Annotated in this window: 15 protein-coding genes; 9 read left to right on the top strand and 6 right to left on the bottom strand. The window is 65.2% G+C overall.

The annotated features are described in order from the left end of the window. Positions 1 to 9 precede the first annotated feature (9 nt). Positions 10 to 1,290 carry an MFS transporter gene (locus tag V6Z91_RS06700; protein WP_338768299.1) on the top strand — a complete coding sequence of 427 codons (1,281 nt, stop codon included), beginning with the start codon at positions 10 to 12 and terminating at the stop codon, positions 1,288 to 1,290. A 59-nt stretch (positions 1,291 to 1,349) separates the two neighbouring features. Then, positions 1,350 to 2,186, top strand: a complete 837-nt coding sequence (locus tag V6Z91_RS06695) for a helix-turn-helix transcriptional regulator (RefSeq protein WP_338768297.1) — start codon at positions 1,350 to 1,352, stop codon at positions 2,184 to 2,186. On the opposite strand, the gene V6Z91_RS06690 is transcribed toward V6Z91_RS06695, so the two are convergent. Beyond that, complete coding sequence (locus V6Z91_RS06690) at positions 2,183 to 3,943, bottom strand: methyl-accepting chemotaxis protein (protein ID WP_338768296.1); 1,761 nt, start codon at positions 3,941 to 3,943, stop codon at positions 2,183 to 2,185. The genes V6Z91_RS06695 and V6Z91_RS06690 overlap by 4 nt on opposite strands. Before the next feature lie 16 nt (positions 3,944 to 3,959). Then, positions 3,960 to 5,051 carry a porin gene (locus V6Z91_RS06685; RefSeq protein ID WP_338768293.1) on the bottom strand — a complete coding sequence of 364 codons (1,092 nt, stop codon included), beginning with the start codon at positions 5,049 to 5,051 and terminating at the stop codon, positions 3,960 to 3,962. 211 nt (positions 5,052 to 5,262) lie between these two features. Here V6Z91_RS06685 and dinB point away from each other — a divergent pair, with 211 nt between their 5' ends. Both dinB and V6Z91_RS06675 read left to right on the top strand, forming a co-directional pair. Continuing rightward, on the top strand, positions 5,263 to 6,414 hold the full coding sequence (gene dinB, locus V6Z91_RS06680) for a DNA polymerase IV (RefSeq protein ID WP_338768291.1): 1,152 nt from the start codon (positions 5,263 to 5,265) through the stop codon (positions 6,412 to 6,414). 184 nt (positions 6,415 to 6,598) lie between these two features. Continuing rightward, positions 6,599 to 7,495, top strand: coding sequence for a recombination-associated protein RdgC (locus V6Z91_RS06675; RefSeq protein WP_338768289.1), 897 nt, complete (start codon positions 6,599 to 6,601; stop codon positions 7,493 to 7,495). A gap of 124 nt (positions 7,496 to 7,619) precedes the next feature. On the opposite strand, the gene V6Z91_RS06670 is transcribed toward V6Z91_RS06675, so the two are convergent. Next, complete coding sequence (locus V6Z91_RS06670; protein WP_338768286.1) at positions 7,620 to 8,105, bottom strand: asparaginase domain-containing protein; 486 nt, start codon at positions 8,103 to 8,105, stop codon at positions 7,620 to 7,622. 142 nt (positions 8,106 to 8,247) lie between these two features. On the opposite strand from V6Z91_RS06670, the gene V6Z91_RS06665 reads away from it, so the two are divergent. Then, complete coding sequence (locus tag V6Z91_RS06665) at positions 8,248 to 9,006, top strand: L-asparaginase (protein ID WP_338768283.1); 759 nt, start codon at positions 8,248 to 8,250, stop codon at positions 9,004 to 9,006. A gap of 228 nt (positions 9,007 to 9,234) precedes the next feature. On the opposite strand, the gene V6Z91_RS06660 is transcribed toward V6Z91_RS06665, so the two are convergent. Next, positions 9,235 to 10,236 carry a D-2-hydroxyacid dehydrogenase family protein gene (locus V6Z91_RS06660; RefSeq protein WP_338768281.1) on the bottom strand — a complete coding sequence of 334 codons (1,002 nt, stop codon included), beginning with the start codon at positions 10,234 to 10,236 and terminating at the stop codon, positions 9,235 to 9,237. 396 nt (positions 10,237 to 10,632) lie between these two features. Between V6Z91_RS06660 and V6Z91_RS06655 the strand changes: the two genes are divergently transcribed. The 3 genes from V6Z91_RS06655 to V6Z91_RS06645 all read left to right on the top strand — a co-directional run bounded on the left by V6Z91_RS06655 (position 10,633) and on the right by V6Z91_RS06645 (position 13,735). Beyond that, positions 10,633 to 12,498: a phosphoenolpyruvate carboxykinase (GTP) gene (locus V6Z91_RS06655; RefSeq protein WP_338768278.1), complete on the top strand. Its 1,866-nt coding sequence runs from the start codon at positions 10,633 to 10,635 to the stop codon at positions 12,496 to 12,498. Between the two features lie 155 nt (positions 12,499 to 12,653). After that, complete coding sequence (locus V6Z91_RS06650) at positions 12,654 to 13,199, top strand: ankyrin repeat domain-containing protein (protein ID WP_338768275.1); 546 nt, start codon at positions 12,654 to 12,656, stop codon at positions 13,197 to 13,199. Then, positions 13,196 to 13,735, top strand: a complete 540-nt coding sequence (locus tag V6Z91_RS06645) for a tetratricopeptide repeat protein (protein WP_338768272.1) — start codon at positions 13,196 to 13,198, stop codon at positions 13,733 to 13,735. The genes V6Z91_RS06650 and V6Z91_RS06645 overlap by 4 nt, the downstream gene beginning before the upstream one ends. Positions 13,736 to 13,756: 21 nt before the next feature. Here the strand turns inward: V6Z91_RS06645 and V6Z91_RS06640 are convergent, their stop codons facing one another. After that, the gene (locus V6Z91_RS06640; protein ID WP_338768269.1) at positions 13,757 to 14,512 is read right to left on the bottom strand and encodes a ZIP family zinc transporter; all 756 of its coding nucleotides are present in this window, start codon (positions 14,510 to 14,512) and stop codon (positions 13,757 to 13,759) included. A gap of 114 nt (positions 14,513 to 14,626) precedes the next feature. Between V6Z91_RS06640 and V6Z91_RS06635 the strand changes: the two genes are divergently transcribed. Continuing rightward, complete coding sequence (locus V6Z91_RS06635; protein WP_338768266.1) at positions 14,627 to 15,241, top strand: TetR/AcrR family transcriptional regulator; 615 nt, start codon at positions 14,627 to 14,629, stop codon at positions 15,239 to 15,241. Positions 15,242 to 15,558: 317 nt separating this feature from the next. On the opposite strand, the gene uvrA is transcribed toward V6Z91_RS06635, so the two are convergent. Continuing rightward, positions 15,559 to 18,411, bottom strand: a complete 2,853-nt coding sequence (gene uvrA / locus V6Z91_RS06630) for an excinuclease ABC subunit UvrA (RefSeq protein WP_338768263.1) — start codon at positions 18,409 to 18,411, stop codon at positions 15,559 to 15,561. Positions 18,412 to 18,437: the final 26 nt, after the last annotated feature.

Genomic DNA, 18,437 nt, shown 5'->3' with positions numbered 1-18,437 from the left:
GGAGAGCCGATGAACGACCAGGACGATGCCGCCCACGATGCGTTGTACCGGCGCGTGAGCCGCCGCCTGCTGCCATTCCTGTTCCTGTGCTACGTGGCCGCCTACCTGGACCGTGTCAATGTCGGCTTCGCCAAGCTGCAGATGCAGGCCGACCTGGCCCTGTCCGACACCGTCTACGGCATCGGCGCCGGCATCTTCTTCATCGGCTACTTCCTGTTCGAAGTGCCTTCCAACCTGCTCATGGAGCGCGTTGGCGCGCGCCGCTGGATCGCGCGCATCATGATCAGCTGGGGCTTCGTGTCGGCCGCGACCATGTTCGCCACCGGACCGGTGAGCTTTTATGTGCTGCGCTTCCTGCTCGGCGTGGCCGAGGCGGGCTTCTTCCCGGGCGTGGTGCTGTACCTCACCTACTGGTACCCGGCGCACCGCCGCGCCCGCATCGTGGCGCTGTTCATGAGCGGCGTGGCGATCGCGGGCGTGCTGGGCGGGCCGCTTTCCGGGGCCATCATGTCCGCGTTTGCCGGGCATGCCGGGCTGCACGGCTGGCAGTGGCTGTTCCTGCTCGAGGGCCTGCCCTCCGTGGCGCTGGGCATCTGGACGCTGTTCTACCTCGACGACAATCTCCGCGCGGCGCGCTGGCTGGGTGAGGCCGACAAGGCAGCCCTGGAACGCGCGCTGGAACCGGAGCAACGAACGAGGCGGCACCTGCCGCTGCCGCAACTGTTCGCCAGCGGCACCGTGTGGCTGCTGGCACTGGTGTACTTCCTGTTCGTGATGGGCTTGTACGGCGTGAGCTTCTGGCTGCCGCAACTGCTGAAGAACAGCGGCGTGCAGGACGTGTTCCGGATCGGCCTGCTGACGGCGATTCCCTACGGCGTGGCCGCCATCGTGATGGTGCTCGCGGCACGCCATTCCGACCGCACGGCCGAGCGGCGCTGGCACATCGCCGGTGCCGGTGTCGCCGGGGCGGCGGGGCTGCTGGTCGCCACCGCGTATGCGCATGACACGGCGCTGGCGCTGGCCGCGCTGTCCGTCGCCACGGCCGGCATCCTCACCACGTTCCCGATCTTCTGGAGCCTGCCCACGGCACTGCTGGGCGGCACCGCGGCGGCGGCCGGCATTGCGCTGATCAATTCAGTGGGCAACCTGGCCGGCTTCCTCAGCCCCTACCTGGTGGGCGCGATCCGCGATGCGACCGGCAGCACGGCGCCGGGCATCACGCTGCTGGCGGCCAGCCTGGTCCTGGGCGCCTTGCTGGTGCTCGCACGCGGCCGATTACCCGGCAGGTAATCGCCGCGCAGCGCGCCGCGCCGCACAATGCCGTAACGAGTCCATCGAAGGAGACGAGCATGAATGCACCAGACCAGTATTTCAGCGACTTCGCCCACGCCCTGCGCTACTGGCGCGGCAGGCGCGGCTTTTCCCAGCTCAAGCTGGCCACCGAGGCGGAGATCTCGCAGCGCCACATCAGCTTCCTGGAGAGCGGCCGCTCGCAGCCGAGTCGCGAACTGATTTTGAAACTGGGCCTCGTGCTGGACGTGCCGCTGCGGCACCGCAACGCCATGCTGCTCGCCGCCGGGTTCGCCCCCGCCTACCAGGAACGCAACCTGACCGACCCCGAAATGGCGGCCGTGCGCACGGCGCTGGAATTCATGCTGGCGCAGGCCGCGCCATATCCGGCCCTCGTGGTCGACCGGTTGTGGAACCTGGTGATGGCGAACGAGCCCGCGGCGGCGATGATGCGCTTCTTCCTCGGCCTGCCGCCCCACGCGCCGATCCCGCGCGACGGCAGCGTGAACGTGATCCGCATGGCGCTGGACCCGCAAGGCCTGCGGCCCTGCATCGTCAACTGGGAAGAGGTATGCGCGGACCAGCTGCAATGGATCGCCCGCGAAGCGATGAGCGACGGGCCGGGCAGCGAAGCCCAGGCGTTGCTGGTGGAACTGCTGGCATTGCCGGGCATCGAGGTGGCGGCCCGGGTGCCCAACCTGGAACGCCGCGCGCTGCCTTTCCTGCCCATCACGCTGAGGAAAGGCGACGTGGAATTGAACCTGTTCACCACGATCACCACGCTGGGCACGCCGCGCGACGTGACCGTGCATGAACTGCGCCTCGAATCGTTCTTCCCGGCCGACGACGCCAGCGCGGCGTGGTTCGCAGGCCGCGCGGCGCAGCGGCAGGCTTAGAACTCTTCCCAGTCGTCCCCTTCCGGCGCCTTGGCGGTCGGCCGCGGTTTTGCCGCGCCCTTCGCCGCGCTGCTGCCCGTTGCCGCGCGCGGTTGTACGGGCGGCTTGCCGGCCAGCTTCGGATAGGGCGGGTGCGCCACCGCGGAGGCGGGTGTCGGCGCGGTGACGGCCGGGTGAACCACCGGGGCGGGGAAGGCGGGTGTTGTCGCCCGGTCGTCGATGCGGAAGGCTGCGATCGCGGCGGCCAGGAGCTGGGCCTGCTCGCGCATGCTGGCGGCGGCGGCCGCCGCTTCCTCGACCAGCGCGGCATTCTGCTGCGTGGCCGAATCCATCGTGGTGATCGTCGTGTTCACCTGGGCGATGCCGGAACTCTGTTCCTGGCTGGCCGAAGCGATCTCGTTCATGATGTCGGCCACCCGCTGCACGGAAGTGACGATGCGTTCCATCGTGGTGCCGGCCTGGTCCACCAGCCGGCTGCCCGCATCGACCTTCTCGACCGAGTCGTTGATCAATTCCTTGATTTCGCGCGCCGCGCTGGCCGATCGCTGCGCCAGGTTGCGCACCTCGGACGCGACCACCGCGAAGCCGCGGCCCTGTTCGCCCGCACGCGCCGCTTCCACCGCGGCATTGAGCGCGAGGATATTGGTCTGGAACGCGATGCCGTCGATCACTCCGATGATGTCCACGATCTTCGACGAGCTTTCCTTGATCGAGCCCATCGTCTCCACGACCTGGCTGACGACCTGGCCGCCTTCGTTCGCATGGCTAGCGGCGGAGACCACGAGCTGGTTCGCCTGGCGCGCGTTCTCGGCGTTCTGCTGCACGGTGGATGTGAGTTCCTCCATCGACGATGCCGTTTCCTCGAGGCTGGCGGCCTGCTGCTCGGTGCGGTTGGACAAGTCCATATTGCCGCTGGCGATTTCGGCCGCGGCGGTATTGATCGCATCGGTACTGTCGCGCACCGTGCGTACCGTGCCGGTCAGCGCCCCCGTCATGTCGCGCAGTGCCCCCAGGAGGCGCCCCATCTCATCCTTGCGTGTGGTAACGATCTGCGCGGTCAGGTCGCCGGCCGCCACCGTTTCCGCGATGCGCACGGCATCGTCGACGGGGCCGGTGACGGAACGCGTGATCAACCAGCCGATCACGACCGACACGATGGTTGCCACGATCAGTAGCACGATCATGAGCGTGGTGGCTGCCTTGGCGGCGGCGGTGGCCGCTTCGGCATCGCGCTCCATCAGTTCGCGCTGTACTTTCAGCAATTCGTCGAGATGGCGGAAATACGTGGTCTGCGCGGGAATCACATTGTTGAACATGGCCTGCACGGCGCCTTCGCGATCGCCGGCCCTGTATTGGGCGATGGCTTTGTCGAGCAGCCCCTTGTAGGCGAAGTAGGCGGTGTTCTGCTGGTCGAAGATCGCGCGCACGTCCGGCGTCAGGTCGGACTTGTGCATCTTGGCAGCGGATTCGCCGCCGGCCGCATCGGCCGACGCCAGCTGGCGCAGGAATTCCTCCGTTTGCGCCGGGTCGGGCGTCAACATCGCGTTGCGCACTGCCTGCGCGCCGCGGTTGACCTGGCTGCGCATATTGTTCAGCCAGGTGACCTTGGCGTAGCGGTCGTTCACCAGCTGTTCCGTGCGCGCAGCCACCTCCTGGATGCGACTGATACCGACCAGCGACATGATGAGCATGATGACGATGGCGACCGCGAAGCCGAGGGCGAGACGGGCACCGATGCGCATGTTGGAGAGGTTCACGTTGTCGTTTCCTTGGTCAGAATGAATGGCGCACGCCGAGGCCATAGCTCATGGCGGAAGGCAGCGTGGTGATGCGGTCGCGCATGGCGACCGTGTAGAGATCGGTGCGCTTGGACAGGCGGTAGTCGTAGCCCAGCGATGCGGTGCGGCGCGAGCGCTCGGTGCCGAACAGCGTGCCGCTGCGGCGGGTGTCGGCCACGTCGAACAGCACGGCGCCCGGGCCCGCGGGCATCGCGAAGCCGAGGCTCACGGTGCGGTCGCGCAGCCCCTCGGCGCCGGCGGCGTCGTTCACGGTGCGCTGCCACGTGCCATACAGCTTGATGCGCGTGAAGTCATACGTGGCGCCCACGAATACGGCGCGCTGATTGTCGATCAGCGCGTAGTTCACGGGGCTGCGGGTGGGATCGATGATTGCATTGCCCGAATTCGGATTACTCACGCGCACGCGGTGCACGAAGGCTGTCAGCGCCAGCGGGCCCTTGTTGTACATGGCGGAGACGGCCAGGTTGTTGCGGTCGGAGTTGCCGGCCTGTTCGCCCGCCTGGTAGTGCAGGCTGCCACGCAAGCCGCCGAACGATGGCGTGGTGTACACGACCTGGTTGCTCCAGCCGCTGTCGCCGGCGTTCGTCGACGCCCAGGTGCGCGCGCCGAATGGCCCGGTGGGTACGTAGGAGTGCAGCACCAGCGGCGAGAAGGTAAACGAGTCGCCGAAGGGGTTGAACAGAATATTGGGCAGGAAGCTGGGCGCCGAGGCGCGGCCAACCTGCAGGCGGCCGAGGCGCCCGACCAGGGCCACGTTGGCATCGCGCGAAAACAGGTTGTCGCCCGCGAAGCGGCCGGAGGTGCCCGTGTCGGTCTGGAAGAAGCCGGTCAGGTAGAACTCGGCATACAGCCCGTCGCCCAGCTCTTCCTTGCCGCGAAAGCCGAACCAGGAAGTGGTCATGCCGCCGCTTCCCAGCACCGTAGTGCGGTCGGGATCGCCGCTGTTCTTCATCGAGCCCACATAGGCGTCGACACCGCCCATGATGGTGACGGAGGTCTGCGCCGCGGCGGGCAGGGCGCAGGCGAGGAGGGATGCCCAGCAGTAAAGACGGAATTTGGCAGCCATGGTCGGATACGTGTTGAAAGTCTCGATGGTACGCGCCTTCCTTCCGCGCACGATATGGAGCGCGCCGTACTGTTGCGTAAATACGATGATCAAAAAAGCACTAAGTGTTTGAAAAATAAATGAATCGCGTGGCCGTCCGGTGGTGGCGGGCGCTGCCGTGCACTGGATATAATTACAGTGTCTACCGTTACCCCACCGTCTTCGATCCGCCATGGTCCCGCCGCGCCGCATCGCCCACCTCGACATGGACGCGTTCTTCGCGTCGGTGGAACTGCTGCGCTATCCGGAGCTGCGCGGCTTGCCCGTCGTGGTCGGCGGTGGCTCGCGCCACCAGCCGGTCATGCAGCCGGACGGCACGCGGCGCTTTTCGAAGCTGCGCGACTACGCAGGGCGGGGCGTCGTCACCACGTCCACCTACGAGGCGCGGGCGCTCGGCGTGTTTTCCGCGATGGGCACGATGAAGGCGGCGGCGCTCGCGCCCGAGGCGATCCTGCTGCCCACCGACTTCGAGTCCTACAAGCGCTACTCGCGGCTGTTCAAGGAGGCCGTGGCGGCGATCGTGCCGGAGATCGAGGACCGCGGCATCGACGAGATCTACCTCGACCTCACCGACCATGCGGAAGAAACGCGCGCGCTGGGCATGCGGCTGAAGGCGGCCGTGAAGGAAGCCACCGGGCTGACCTGCTCGATCGGCATCGCGCCGAACAAATTGCTGGCCAAGATCAGTTCCGACCTGGACAAGCCGGATGGCCTCACGATCATCACCTTCGACGATGTGCCCAAACGCATCTGGCCGCTCTCGGCAAAGAAGATCAACGGCATCGGCCCGAAGGCCTACGCCAAGCTGACCTCGCTGGGTATCGAAACCGTGGGCCAGCTGGCCCAGGCCGACCCGAAACTGTTGCAGGAACACTTCGGCCTCAATTCCGCCGAATGGCTGCGCCGCGTGGCGCACGGGCACGACGAGCGCGAGGTCGAGACCCGTTCCGATCCGAAGGGCGTGAGCCGCGAAACCACGTTCGAACGCGACCTGCATGCAAAGCACGATCGTGAAGTACTCTCCGAGATCTTCACCCGGCTGTGCACCCGCCTTTCCGAAGACCTGCACCGCAAGCGCTTCGCCGGCCGCACCGTGGGAATCAAGCTGCGCTACGCCGACTTCCGCACGGTGACGCGCGACGTGACCTTGCCGGTGCCGACCGCCGATGCCGCCGCGATCCGGCGCGCTGCCGGCGAATGCCTGCGGCGCGTGCCGCTCGAGCAGCGGCTGCGCCTGCTGGGCGTGCGGGTCAGCGCGCTGGTGCCGCTGGACGAGGCGGAGCGTTATCGTGTGGGCGAGCAGGGCGAGTTGTTCCCCTTGTAGTTATTTCTCCTTGCAGGTCGTTCCCCCCTAGTTGTTCCCCTTGTAACAGCGTTCCACTTGCATCGAACGCGCCCGTAAAAGCAAGCTTTTTGCGCGACAGGCAAGCAAAAGTCGCGGTGGTTCGACTGCTGAGCCGGGTGTAGAATGATGCGCTTTGCAACGCGCCAAACAAGGTCTTTTCAGCATGTGGTTCAAGAATCTACAGATCTATCGCCTGCCCGCTCCGTGGGCATTTGCTCCCGAAAAACTCGAAGAAGCACTGCGTCCCCATTCGTTCACGCCGGCCAGCAGCAATGAACTGCTGCGCCAGGGTTGGGACTCGCCGCGCGGCAATGGCTCGCTCGTGCACGTGGTGAACAAGCAGATGCTGCTGCTCTTGGGCACCGAAAAGAAATTGCTACCGTCGACGGTGGTGAACCAGGTGGCCAAGGCTCGCGCCGCCGAGATGGAAGAACAGCAAGGTTTCCCGCCTGGCAAGAAGGCCATGAAGGAATTGAAGGAGCGCGTGCACGATGAGCTGCTGCCGCGCGCCTTCACGATCCGCAGCAATGTGTGGACGTGGATCGACCCCGTCAACGGCTGGCTGGTCGTCGATGCGGCCAGCCCGGCCAAGGCCGACGACGTGATCAAGCTGCTGCTGAAGGCGGTCGACCGGCTGCCGCTGGAAAGCCTGCGCGTGCAGCGCTCGCCGGTGGGCGTGATGACGGCCTGGCTGCAGGAAGACGAGGCACCGGCCGGCTTCACCGTCGACATGGATACCGAACTGCGCGCCACCGGCGAGAGCAAGGCCGCGGTGCGCTACGTGCGCCACACGCTGGAGCCCGAGGAAGTGCGCCGCCACATCGCCGCCGGCAAGCAGTGCACCCGCCTGGCCATGACGTGGGAAAGCAAGATCTCGTTCGTGCTGACCGAGGCGCTGGCGATCAAGAGCATCAAGCCGCTGGACGTGCTGAAGGAAAACGACGCCGTCACCCGCAACGACGACGAGCGCTTCGACGGCGACTTCATGCTGATGACGGGCGAACTGTCGCAGCTGCTGAAGGACGTGGTCGAAGCCCTGGGCGGCGAAGCCACCGCCTGATGCCTGCCGGGGCGTGGCCCCGGCTTGCCGCACGGCCGCCGCTCAGGCGGCCGCCCCAGCCGCTGCAATGGCGGCAATGCCTCTTCGTGGCGACAGCGCTGTCGGCCACGATAGGAGACGGGGACTACACCGGCTGGAACACTCCCGCCGCACGATTTTTCTGCACGTTATCCCACGCGAAGATGCGGCCGTTCATCGCCACGTACACGCCGGCCGGCAAGGCCTGGGCCACGCCGCAGGCGAAGCCGAGGTTGAAGAATGCGTCCGAATTGTCGATCTCGTAGGGGATCATGGCGCCGGTGAAGACGATGACCTTGTCCAGCGCGGCCGGGCCGAGCACGGCGGCCGTTTCCTTCATGGTATCGGTGCCGTGCACGATGACGATCGCCCGCTCCGGCGCCGCCTGGCATGAGGCGAGCACGCGCGCGCGGTCGGCGTCCTGCATGTCCAGCGAGTCGAGCAGCGGCAGCAATTCCAGCTCGACAGGCGCCGTGATGCGGGCGCGGGCGATGGCGGCGGGCAGATGGCTGTCGGCGAAACCCAGCGTACCGTTCAGTTCGTTGTAGTGCTTGTCGAAAGTGCCGCCCGTGGCGATGATGCGCAGAGTCATGGTGTTGGTGAAAGCTTGCAGAAATAGTCAATGATAGCGTGCGTGCGTAGGCGCACGCCAACAAAAAAACTTTGTTTGGACTCATCTGGCATGTTGGCACCTCGTTGAGTACACTAGATTTTTTGCCCCACCCCGCATTGCCATGACCGCGAAAGCGCTTGCCCCCGGAACCGTCATCTTCCATCGCCATCGCGGCTATGGCGTGATCACGGCCGTCAATCTGCTGACAGGCTGGATCGCCGCGCGCTTCGGCAGCGAGTCGCGCACGCTCGACTTGAACCTCTCCACTGACGAAGTGCAATTCGCCGATGGCGAAGCGATCCTGTTCCGCCGCACGCCGCCGGACCGCATGCCGCACGCACGATTGATGGCCGTGGTGCGCGCGCTGCACCAGGCCGGCTACCAGAAGCTGTATCTGTACTCCTGGCCGAAACCTTCCGGCCTGCATTGGCGCTGGCACCTGTTCACGGGTCAGCGCGACTGGATGCAGCGTTCCTGGCGCGAGGGGTGGTACGGCTCGGGTGCCGACTACAACGTGAACCCCGTCATGGGCTGGGGCGATTCGCCGGGCGCCACGACGGAAGAGCTGGTCCACGCGCTGGCGAAGTTCGATCCGCAAGGCCTGGCGCAGGCGCTGGGCAGGGATGAAGACCACACGGCGTGGTTCGCCGCGGTATGCGACGCGCTGCTGCCCGGGTATATGTACAGCCTCGACATGCAACGCCCGCCGGGCGCGCCACTGACCGAAATGCCGCCCGTGCCCGTCGTGCCCGTGCGCGCCGGCCTGCCACCCTACAGCGGCCCCATCATCGGCTGGCCGCCCGGCTGGGCCGGCCTCTGGTCGAAGGTGCACGCCATGCCCACGCCACGCATCAACCTCACGGGCATTCCCGAAGCCTGACTCGATACGCCTGACACGGCTGTGTTCGTGTCACCCTGGTGCCAGGCACCGAGAGACACGAGCTCAGCTATTACGAAGCTGACGGCCTTTCGCCAGCACGGCTGTGTTTGTGTCACCCTGGTGCCAGGCACCAAGAGACACAGGCTCAGCTATTACGAAGCCGGCGGCCATTCGCCCAACATGGTTGTGTTCGTGTCACCCTGGTGCCTAACACCAGGTGACACGGGCTCAGCCATTGCGCACGTTGGCGCGGTACTCCGGGTTCAGGATCGCCTGGCACTTGCCGTCGAAGAAATCGACGAGGTTCTGGAAGGCGTGGCTGAAGTACAGCTCGTAGCTGTCCTTCTCCACGTAGCCCAGGTGCGGCGTGGCGAGCACGTACGGCATGCGCAGCAGCACGGAGTCGGCGGGCAGTGGCTCGTTCTCGAATACGTCGAGCGCGGCACCGCCGGGGCGGCCGGAACGCAGCGCGGCTTCCAGCGCATCTGCGGCCACCAGCTCGGCTCGACTGGTGTTGACGAACAAGGCCGTCGGCTTCATTCGGGCCAGGTCGTCCGCGGTCACGATGCCGCGCGTGGCATCGGCCAGGCGCAGGTGCAGCGTCAGCACATCCGCCTCCTCGAACAGGGCTTCGCGCGACGGTGCTGCCCGGTGGCCGTCCGCCTCGGCGGCGGCACGGCTGGCGTCGCTGCCCCACACGAGCACGTCCATGCCGAATGCCTTGCCGTAGCCGGCGACGAGTTTGCCGATCTTGCCGTATCCCCAGATCGCCAGCGTGCGGCCCTTCAACACCGTGCCCAGCGTGTTGAAGGGCTGGTTGGTCGAGACAGTCTGCCACGTGCCTTCCTTCAGGTTCATCGCGTAGGGCACGATCTTGCGCTGCGCCGCCATGATCAGCGCCCACGTCAGCTCGGCCGGCGCGGTCGGAGAACCCGCCCCTTCGGCAATCGCGATACCGAGCTCGGTGGCGGCGGCCACGTCGATATGGCCGCTCACCTTGCCTGTTTGCGATATCAATTTCAGGTTCGGCAGTTTCGACAGCAGTGCGCGATTGAACGACGTGCGCTCGCGGATCAGCACGACGGCGTCGTACGGCGCCAGCCGGGCAACGAGCTGGCCGAGGCCGCGCGTCGAGTGATTAAATACTTTTACGTCATGGCTGTCGATAAGAGAAAAGCATTCCAGTTCGCGTACAGCGTCCTGGTAATCGTCAAGAATGGCAATTTTCATGAGAGTTAGAGGGAAATCCTTCTGAATTGGTAGCTAGTTAACGAGATTGTGAATATCTCGAATAGCTTACTACTTTAGTCAACCATTTTTCCTACATTTTTGTCGGAATGGCACAAGGCCGGGTGTACAATCGGTCAACCCGTTGAGCGGTAACCATGCGCTCCGGAAATTTGTAGTGCAAATTCGTTCCATCTCCCGCTGTAGCGCTCACAACTCGCGCCGGGAGCGCGCCCTCGAGCCGATGCTCGGGCGCATCGACAGACCGCCGTGCACCGCCGCGCATTCTTCCTGTGAATGTGTTTCCAAGCGGGCTAGCCAAAAGCTGACGACGATCCTGCCGCCGGGACCAGTCCGCGGGACGAGACAGAATTCTTTATTCGCATTGGAGGTAGTACCATGAACCAACCCCTGATGGAGGGCGTTGCTGCAATGAACGCACCAGCTTACATCAAACACCAAAAGCTGATCAATTGGGTCGCCGAGGTGGCCGCGCTGACCAAGCCGGACCGCATCTACTGGTGCGATGGCTCGCAGGAAGAATATGACCGCCTGTGCGCCGAAATGGTGGCGGCGGGCACGATGAAAAAGCTGAACGAGGCCAAGCGCCCGAACTCCTACCTGGCCTGCTCCGATCCCACCGACGTGGCCCGTGTCGAAGACCGCACCTTCATCTGCTCGGCGAAGAAGGAAGACGCCGGCCCCACCAACAACTGGATCGACCCCAATGAAATGCGCGGCACGCTGAACGGCCTGTTCGACGGCTGCATGGTGGGCCGCACGCTGTACGTGGTGCCGTTCTCGATGGGCCCGCTGGGTTCGCCGATTGCGCACATCGGCGTGGAACTGTCCGACTCGCCGTACGTGGCCGTGAACATGCGCATCATGACCCGCATGGGCAAGGCCGTGTACGACGTGCTGGGCGAGAACGGCGACTTCGTGCCGTGCGTGCACACGGTGGGCGCGCCGCTGGCGGCCGGCCAGAAGGACGTGCCATGGCCCTGCAACAAGACCAAGTACATCGTGCACTTCCCGGAAACCCGTGAAATCTGGTCCTACGGTTCCGGCTACGGCGGCAATGCGCTGCTGGGCAAGAAGTGCTTCGCACTGCGCATCGCATCGAACATGGGCTACCAGGAAGCGCAGCAGGGCGGCGCCGGCTGGCTGGCCGAGCACATGCTGATCCTGGGCGTGGAATCGCCGGAAGGCAAGAAGCACTACGTGGCCGCGGCGTTCCCTTCGGCCTGCGGCAAGACCAACTTCGCGATGCTGATCCCGCCGGCTTCCTTCAAGGGCTGGAAGATCACCACGATCGGCGACGATATCGCGTGGATCAAGCCGGGCAAGGATGGCCGCCTGTATGCGATCAACCCCGAAGCGGGTTACTTCGGCGTGGCCCCGGGCACGAACGAAAAGACCAACTTCAACTGCATGGCTTCGCTGAAGGAAAACGTCATCTTCACCAACGTGGCGCTGACGGACGACGGCGACGTGTGGTGGGAAGGCATGACGAAGGAAGCACCGGCACACCTGATCGACTGGCAGGGCAAGGACTGGACGCCCGCATCCGGCACCAAGGCCGCGCACCCGAACGCGCGCTTTACCGTGTCCGCCGTGCAGAATCCGGTGATCGACCCGGCCTGGGACGATCCGGCCGGCGTGCCGATCTCGGCCTTCATCTTCGGCGGCCGCCGCTCCACCACGGTACCGCTGGCCACCGAGGCGCGTGACTGGGTGGAAGGCGTGTACATGGCTGCCACGATGGGTTCGGAAACGACCGCCGCCGCCGCCGGCCAGATGGGCGTGGTACGCCGCGATCCGTTCGCGATGCTGCCGTTCATCGGCTACAACATGAGCGAGTACTTCCAGCACTGGCTGGACCTGGGCAAGAAGGTGCAGGCGGCCAATCCGGCCGCGCTGCCGAAGATCTTCTGCGTCAACTGGTTCCGCACCGACGAGCACGGCCACTTCGTCTGGCCTGGCTTCGGCGACAATATGCGCGTGCTGAAGTGGATGCTGGAGCGCATCGAAGGCACGGCCGGCGGCATCGAAACGCTGTTCGGCACCACGCCGCGCTACGGCGACCTGCACTGGGACGGTATTCCGTTCTCGCCGGAAGAGTTCGAAACGATCACGTCGATCGACAAGGACGCATGGCGTGAAGAACTGAAACTGCACGCCGAACTGTTCGACAAGCTGGCTTATCGCCTGCCGCAGGAACTGCTGGCCAACAAGGCCAAGCTGGAGCAACGCCTGGGCGTTTGATCGCGCCGGGTTCCAGATAAAAGCGCGCACCGCGAGGTGCGCGCTTTTTTTTTCCAAGAACCGGGGTCTGATCCCCGCTTTGGGCAACTTCCATGGGGCAGCCCTCGGGGGTGTCCGGTGTAAGATGCCGCAAGCATTCAATAGAGGAGCCACGCATGGCACATGAGCCCAATTCCGCACGCCCGGCCGATCCGGGCCAGCTCGACGACGACACGCTTGCCTTCGCCCGCAAGGTCTTCCAGATGGCCCGCGGCGGCGAAACGGCCGAACTGGCCACGCTGCTGTCGCAAGGCATGCCGGCCAACCTGCGCAACGAGCGCGGCGACAGCTTGCTGATGCTGGCCAGTTACAACGGTCATCCGGAAACGACGAAGGTGCTGCTGGAGCACGGCGCCGATCCGGAGTTGCAGAACGATGCCGGCCAGAGTCCGCTGATGGGCGCGGCATTCAAGGGCGACCTGGCGATCGCCACGCTGCTGCTCGACCACGGCGCCCAGGCCGACAGCCGCGGCCGCGACGGCAAGACGGCGCTGATGTTCGCCGCCATGTTCAACCGTGTCGACATTGCACGCCTGCTGATCGAGCGCGGCGCCGATCCGTTCGGCGTCGATGCCGCCGGTGTCTCGGCACTGGACGCCGCGCAGAAGATGGGCGCGGCCGATACGGCGGCGCTGCTGGAGTCGCTGCGGGCCGAACGATGAGCCTCGGGATTTTTCAGGTGGACGGCCTGGCGCTGCTGATGGCATTCATGCTGTCCCTGGCGTCCGGCCGCGAGGCACTCGCCGAACCATCAACCGAATACAACCAGGGTGTCGACGCCTACCGCGCACAGGATTACGCGGCAGCGCGAACGCACTGGGAAAAGGCCGCGCTGCAGGACGACATCCACGCGCACAACAATCTCGGCTTCCTGCTGTATCGCGGCTGGGGCGGCGCGAAGGACGCCACGCGTGCGGTCGGGTTATGGCGCAAGGCTGCGGAACTCGGCCATTCTGAAGCACAGTGGCACCTTGGTGACGCGTTCGCGGACGGCGAAGGTGTCGCGCGCGATCCGGTCGCGGCTTACGCGTGGTATCGGTGCGCCGCGGCGCCCCGCAATGAGCGCGATGAGACCGATGAACTGGTGGCGGACGATGCCCGCAAGTCGCTCGCCAAGTTGCTGGACGCGATCAATGTCGAGCAGCTCGCCGCCGCGGAGCTGCGCGGCCGCGAGTGTATCGCCCGCTACGTGAAGTAAGAACTGCCACAAGGCCGACGATCAAGCGCCGCCCAGCTTGGAGAGCGCGAAGGCGGCCAGGAAGCCGCCCACCGTGATCAGCCCCGCGTAGTCATGCGTTTCCTCGAACGCTTCGGGGATCATCGTGTCGACCAGCATGGCAAGGATGGCACCGGCGGCAACCGCCGTCGTGGCCGCCACCACTTCGGCCGAAAAGCGCTGGAACACCGAGTAGCCCACCAGCGCCGCCGCGCTGGAGGCCAGGGCGATGCCGCCCCAGATGGCGAAGATGTATTGCACCGAGCGGCCGGCACGCTTCATGCCGGCGGCGCTCGACAAGCCCTCCGGGATATTCGACAGGAACACCGCCGCCACGGCCACCGTGCTCACCGCGCCGCCCTTGAGCAGCGACAGTCCGATGACGATCGATTCCGGTATCCCGTCCATCAGCGCGCCGAGCGCGAGCGCCGTCCCGCTGCCTTCGGTGGACTGCCGGCCCGACGAGCGCTTGCGGTGCCTGGCGCCATGCGCGGCGAGCAGGCGGTTGGCCGCCGTGTAGACGACGGCGCCGCCGAGGAAGCCGATCGCCGTGGCATTGAAGCCACCCTGGCGGAATGCTTCATCCATCAAGTCGAACGACAGCGCCGAGATCAGCACGCCGCTGCCGAACGCCATGATCCCGGCGATCACCCGCTGCGGCACCGCCACCCAGTAGCCGACGGCGGCACCCAGCAGCAGCGCCGCGCCGGCCACGAATCCCCAGAAGCCCGCCTGGGCCCACAACGCGATACCGTCCATATACCTCCTTTTTCGTACCAGGCGATTGTCGGCGCATTCGCCTTGCCATGGCGTCCGGCTGGCTGGGCAATAAAAATACCTGGAAGTTTCGCACACGTGTGCTAAAGTACGGCCATGAATATCACGGCCAAGAGCGAAACCACCTACGCCACCATTCTCGCCGCGGCCATGGAGATGGCTGCCTCGGATGGCATCGGCAAGCTGTCGCTGGGCGAGCTCGCCAAGCGCACCGGCATCAGCAAGAGCGGCGTGTTCTCGCGGGTCGGCTCGCTGGAAGCGCTGCAGGGCGCGGTGCTCGATGAATACGACCGCGGCTTCGCCGAGGAGGTGTTCATGCCGTCCATGGCGGCGCCGAAAGGGCTGCCGCGGCTGGTCATGCAGGTGAACCTGTGGCTCAGGAAGGGCAGCAACGAGGCGTTGCGCGGCGCCTGCCTGTACACGGCGGGGGCCTTCGAATTCGACGACCTGGACGGCCCGCTGCGCGACCGGCTGGAAGCTGGCGTGATGCGCTGGCGTGCCTCGCTGCGCAAGACCGTGCTGCAAGCGATGGAAATGGGGCACCTGCGGCCCGATACCGATCCCGAACAGCTGGTGTTCGAGATCTACAGCCTGATCATCGGCGTGATGCACGACGTGCGCTTCCTGCGCGACGATACGGCACCGAAGCGCATGGGCCGGGCGTTCAACCGGCTGATCTCAACGTACAAGAGCTTCAACGAAGTGGAGTAGGGCGCTGCATGATGGGGACGGGCCTTGCCCGTTTATTTTTGACGCACTTTCGCACACCTGTGCGAAATGGAACTGGACTAGGAGGCTGTGATGGCCGCTCTGTGGTTGCTGGTGCTGCCCGTCGCCGGGCTGGTGTGGTATGTCGTGGCCGATGCCGTGCAGGGCATCCCGAGGTGCAACGAAGATTTCACCTTTTATTGAGACGGCATGTTTCGGTGCCAGCTCATGGATGTTGCCTGAAAAATGGGGACGTACCCCATTTTTCAGGCAATAAAAAAGCCGGCTCGGAGAGCCGGCTTGGTGGACCGTGGGGCCGCTTACTTCTTCTTCAGCAGCGGCACCAGGTACTTGCCCGTCACGCTTTCCGGGTTCTTCGCCACTTCCTCCGGCGTGCCGGTGGCGATGATGCGGCCGCCGCCGGCGCCGCCCTCGGGGCCCAGGTCGACAATCCAGTCGGCCGTCTTGATCACGTCCAGGTTGTGCTCGATGATCACGAGCGTGTTGCCCTGGTCGCGCAGGCGGTGGATCACCTTCAGCAGCAGGTCGATGTCGTGGAAGTGCAGGCCCGTCGTCGGCTCGTCGAGGATGTACAGCGTGCGGCCGGTATCGCGCTTGGACAGTTCCAGCGACAGCTTCACGCGCTGCGCCTCGCCGCCCGAGAGCGTGGTGGCGCTCTGCCCCAGCTTGATATAGCCCAGGCCCACGTCGAGCAGCGTTTGCAACTTGCGGGCGATCGTCGGCACGGGCTTGAAGAACTCGTGCGCGTCTTCCACCGTCATCTCCAGCACTTCGGTGATGCTCTTGCCCTTGTAGTGCACTTCGAGCGTTTCCCGGTTGTAGCGCTTGCCGTGGCACACGTCGCAAGGCACGTACACGTCCGGCAGGAAGTGCATCTCCACCTTCAGCACGCCGTCGCCCTGGCAGGCCTCGCAGCGGCCGCCCTTCACGTTGAACGAGAAGCGGCCGGCGCTGTAGCCCCGTTCCTTCGCCGTCGGCACCGTCGCGAACAGGTCGCGGATCGGCGTGAACACGCCCGTGTACGTGGCCGGGTTCGAGCGCGGCGTGCGGCCGATCGGCGCCTGGTCGACGGAGATCACCTTGTCGAAGTGTTCCAGGCCGCTGATCGAATCGTGCTCCGCCGGTTCCGTCTGCGAGCCGTACAGGTGGCGCGACAGCGCCGGGTACAGCGTGTCGTTCACCAGGGTCGACTTGCCGGAGCCGGAAACGCCCGTCACGCAGGTGAGCAAGCCGACCGGCACCGACAGCGTCTGGTTCTTCAGGTTGTTGCCGCGCGCGCCCGTGATGACGAGCTGTTTCTTCGGATCGGCCGCCGTGCGCTTCTTCGGCACCTCGATCTTCAGCGAGCCGTTCAGGTATTGCGCCGTCAGCGACTGCTTGTTCTTCAGGATATCCTTCAGCGGGCCGGCCGCGATCACGTCGCCGCCATGCACGCCGGCGCCTTGGCCCATGTCCACGATGTAGTCGGCGGTGCGGATCGCATCCTCGTCGTGCTCCACCACCAGCACGCTGTTGCCGATGTCGCGCAGGTGTTTCAGGGTGTCGATCAGCCGGTCGTTGTCGCGCTGGTGCAGGCCGATCGACGGTTCGTCGAGCACGTACATCACGCCCGTCAGGCCGGAACCGATCTGCGAGGCCAGGCGGATACGCTGGGCTTCGCCGCCGGACAGCGTGTCGGCCGAACGGTCCAGCGACAGGTAGTCGAGACCCACGTTGTTCAGGAACGAGAGGCGCGAGACGATTTCCTTGACGATGCGGTCGGCGATATCGCGCTTGGCGCCGGCAAGCTGCAGCTGCTCGAAGAACGACAGCGTGTCGCGCAGCGGCTTCTCGGCGATCTGGTAGATCGCCCTTTCCTGCGTGCCGGTGCCCACCTTCACGTGGCGTGCTTCCACGCGCAGGCGCGCGCCTTCGCAGGCCGGGCACTTCTTCTCGTTGATGAACTTGGCCAGCTCTTCCTTGACGGCCATCGAATCCGTTTCGCGGTAGCGGCGTGCCAGGTTGTTCACCACGCCTTCGAACGTGTGCTCCTTGATCACGGTACGGCCGCGCTCGTTCACGTAGGCGAACGGAATCACGTTCTTGCCGGAGCCGTGCAGCACGGCGTTCTGCGCGCTGACCGGCAGTTTCTCGAACGGCGTGTCCAGGTCGAAGCCGTAATGGTCCGCCAGGCTTTGCAGCATGGAGAAGTAGAACTGGTTGCGGCGATCCCAGCCCTTCACTGCGCCGGAAGCGAGCGACAGGTTCGGGAAGGCCACGATCCGCTTCGGATCGAAGAACTCGATATGGCCCAGGCCATCGCACTCGGGGCAGGCACCCATCGGGTTATTGAACGAGAACAGGCGCGGTTCCAGTTCCTGCAGCGAATAGCCGCAGCTGGTGCAGGCGAACTTGTTCGAGTACACGTGCTCGGTGCCGGCATCCATGTCATAGGCGATGGCGCGGCCGTCGGCGATGCGCAGCGCGGTCTCGAAGCTCTCGGCCAGGCGCTGCTTGATGTCCGGGTTCACCTTCACGCGGTCGATCACCACGTCGATCGTGTGCTTTTCCGTCTTCTTCAGCTTCGGCAGGTCGTCCACTTCATAGATCTTCGCATCGTTCGTGCCGCTCTGGATGCGGAAGCGCACGAAGCCCTGGGCCTGCATCTGCTCGAACAGGTCGGCATGCTCGCCCTTGCGGTTGGCCACCACGGGCGCCATGATCATCAGCTTCGTCCCTTCCGGCATCGCCAGCACGGCATCGACCATCTGCGACACCGACTGCGCCGACAGCGCGTGGTCCGGGTGATTGATGCAATACGGCGTGCCCACGCGAGCGTACAGGAGGCGCAGGTAGTCGTGGATCTCCGTCACGGTGCCCACGGTGGAGCGCGGGTTGTGCGACGTGGCCTTCTGCTCGATCGAGATCGCCGGCGACAGGCCTTCGATCATGTCCACGTCCGGCTTTTCCATCAGTTGCAGGAACTGGCGCGCATAGGCCGACAGCGACTCGACGTAGCGGCGCTGGCCTTCCGCATACAGCGTGTCGAACGCCAGCGACGACTTGCCGGAACCGGACAGGCCGGTGATCACGATCAGTTTGTTGCGGGGCAGATCGAGGTTGATGTTCTTCAGGTTATGGGTGCGCGCGCCGCGAATGCGGATTTCTTCCATGTATGTATGTGCCTTGAATATGCGAG

It is taken from the genome of Massilia sp. METH4, assembly GCF_037094685.1.
Classification (GTDB): domain Bacteria; phylum Pseudomonadota; class Gammaproteobacteria; order Burkholderiales; family Burkholderiaceae_D; genus Rugamonas.
This window is presented reverse-complemented; position numbering and strand designations above follow the sequence as displayed.

Excerpts from the sequence above, each read along its gene's own strand:
- V6Z91_RS06700 (WP_338768299.1), top strand. The coding sequence starts at position 10 with ATGAACGACCAGGACGATGCCGCCCACGATGCGTTGTACCGGCGCGTG.
- V6Z91_RS06695 (WP_338768297.1), top strand. The coding sequence starts at position 1,350 with ATGAATGCACCAGACCAGTATTTCAGCGACTTCGCCCACGCCCTGCGC.
- V6Z91_RS06685 (WP_338768293.1), bottom strand. The coding sequence starts at position 5,051 with ATGGCTGCCAAATTCCGTCTTTACTGCTGGGCATCCCTCCTCGCCTGC.
- dinB (WP_338768291.1), top strand. The coding sequence starts at position 5,263 with ATGGTCCCGCCGCGCCGCATCGCCCACCTCGACATGGACGCGTTCTTC.
- V6Z91_RS06675 (WP_338768289.1), top strand. The coding sequence starts at position 6,599 with ATGTGGTTCAAGAATCTACAGATCTATCGCCTGCCCGCTCCGTGGGCA.
- V6Z91_RS06670 (WP_338768286.1), bottom strand. The coding sequence starts at position 8,105 with ATGACTCTGCGCATCATCGCCACGGGCGGCACTTTCGACAAGCACTAC.
- V6Z91_RS06665 (WP_338768283.1), top strand. The coding sequence starts at position 8,248 with ATGACCGCGAAAGCGCTTGCCCCCGGAACCGTCATCTTCCATCGCCAT.
- V6Z91_RS06660 (WP_338768281.1), bottom strand. The coding sequence starts at position 10,236 with ATGAAAATTGCCATTCTTGACGATTACCAGGACGCTGTACGCGAACTG.
- V6Z91_RS06655 (WP_338768278.1), top strand. The coding sequence starts at position 10,633 with ATGAACCAACCCCTGATGGAGGGCGTTGCTGCAATGAACGCACCAGCT.
- V6Z91_RS06650 (WP_338768275.1), top strand. The coding sequence starts at position 12,654 with ATGGCACATGAGCCCAATTCCGCACGCCCGGCCGATCCGGGCCAGCTC.
- V6Z91_RS06645 (WP_338768272.1), top strand. The coding sequence starts at position 13,196 with ATGAGCCTCGGGATTTTTCAGGTGGACGGCCTGGCGCTGCTGATGGCA.
- V6Z91_RS06640 (WP_338768269.1), bottom strand. The coding sequence starts at position 14,512 with ATGGACGGTATCGCGTTGTGGGCCCAGGCGGGCTTCTGGGGATTCGTG.
- V6Z91_RS06635 (WP_338768266.1), top strand. The coding sequence starts at position 14,627 with ATGAATATCACGGCCAAGAGCGAAACCACCTACGCCACCATTCTCGCC.
- uvrA (WP_338768263.1), bottom strand. The coding sequence starts at position 18,411 with ATGGAAGAAATCCGCATTCGCGGCGCGCGCACCCATAACCTGAAGAAC.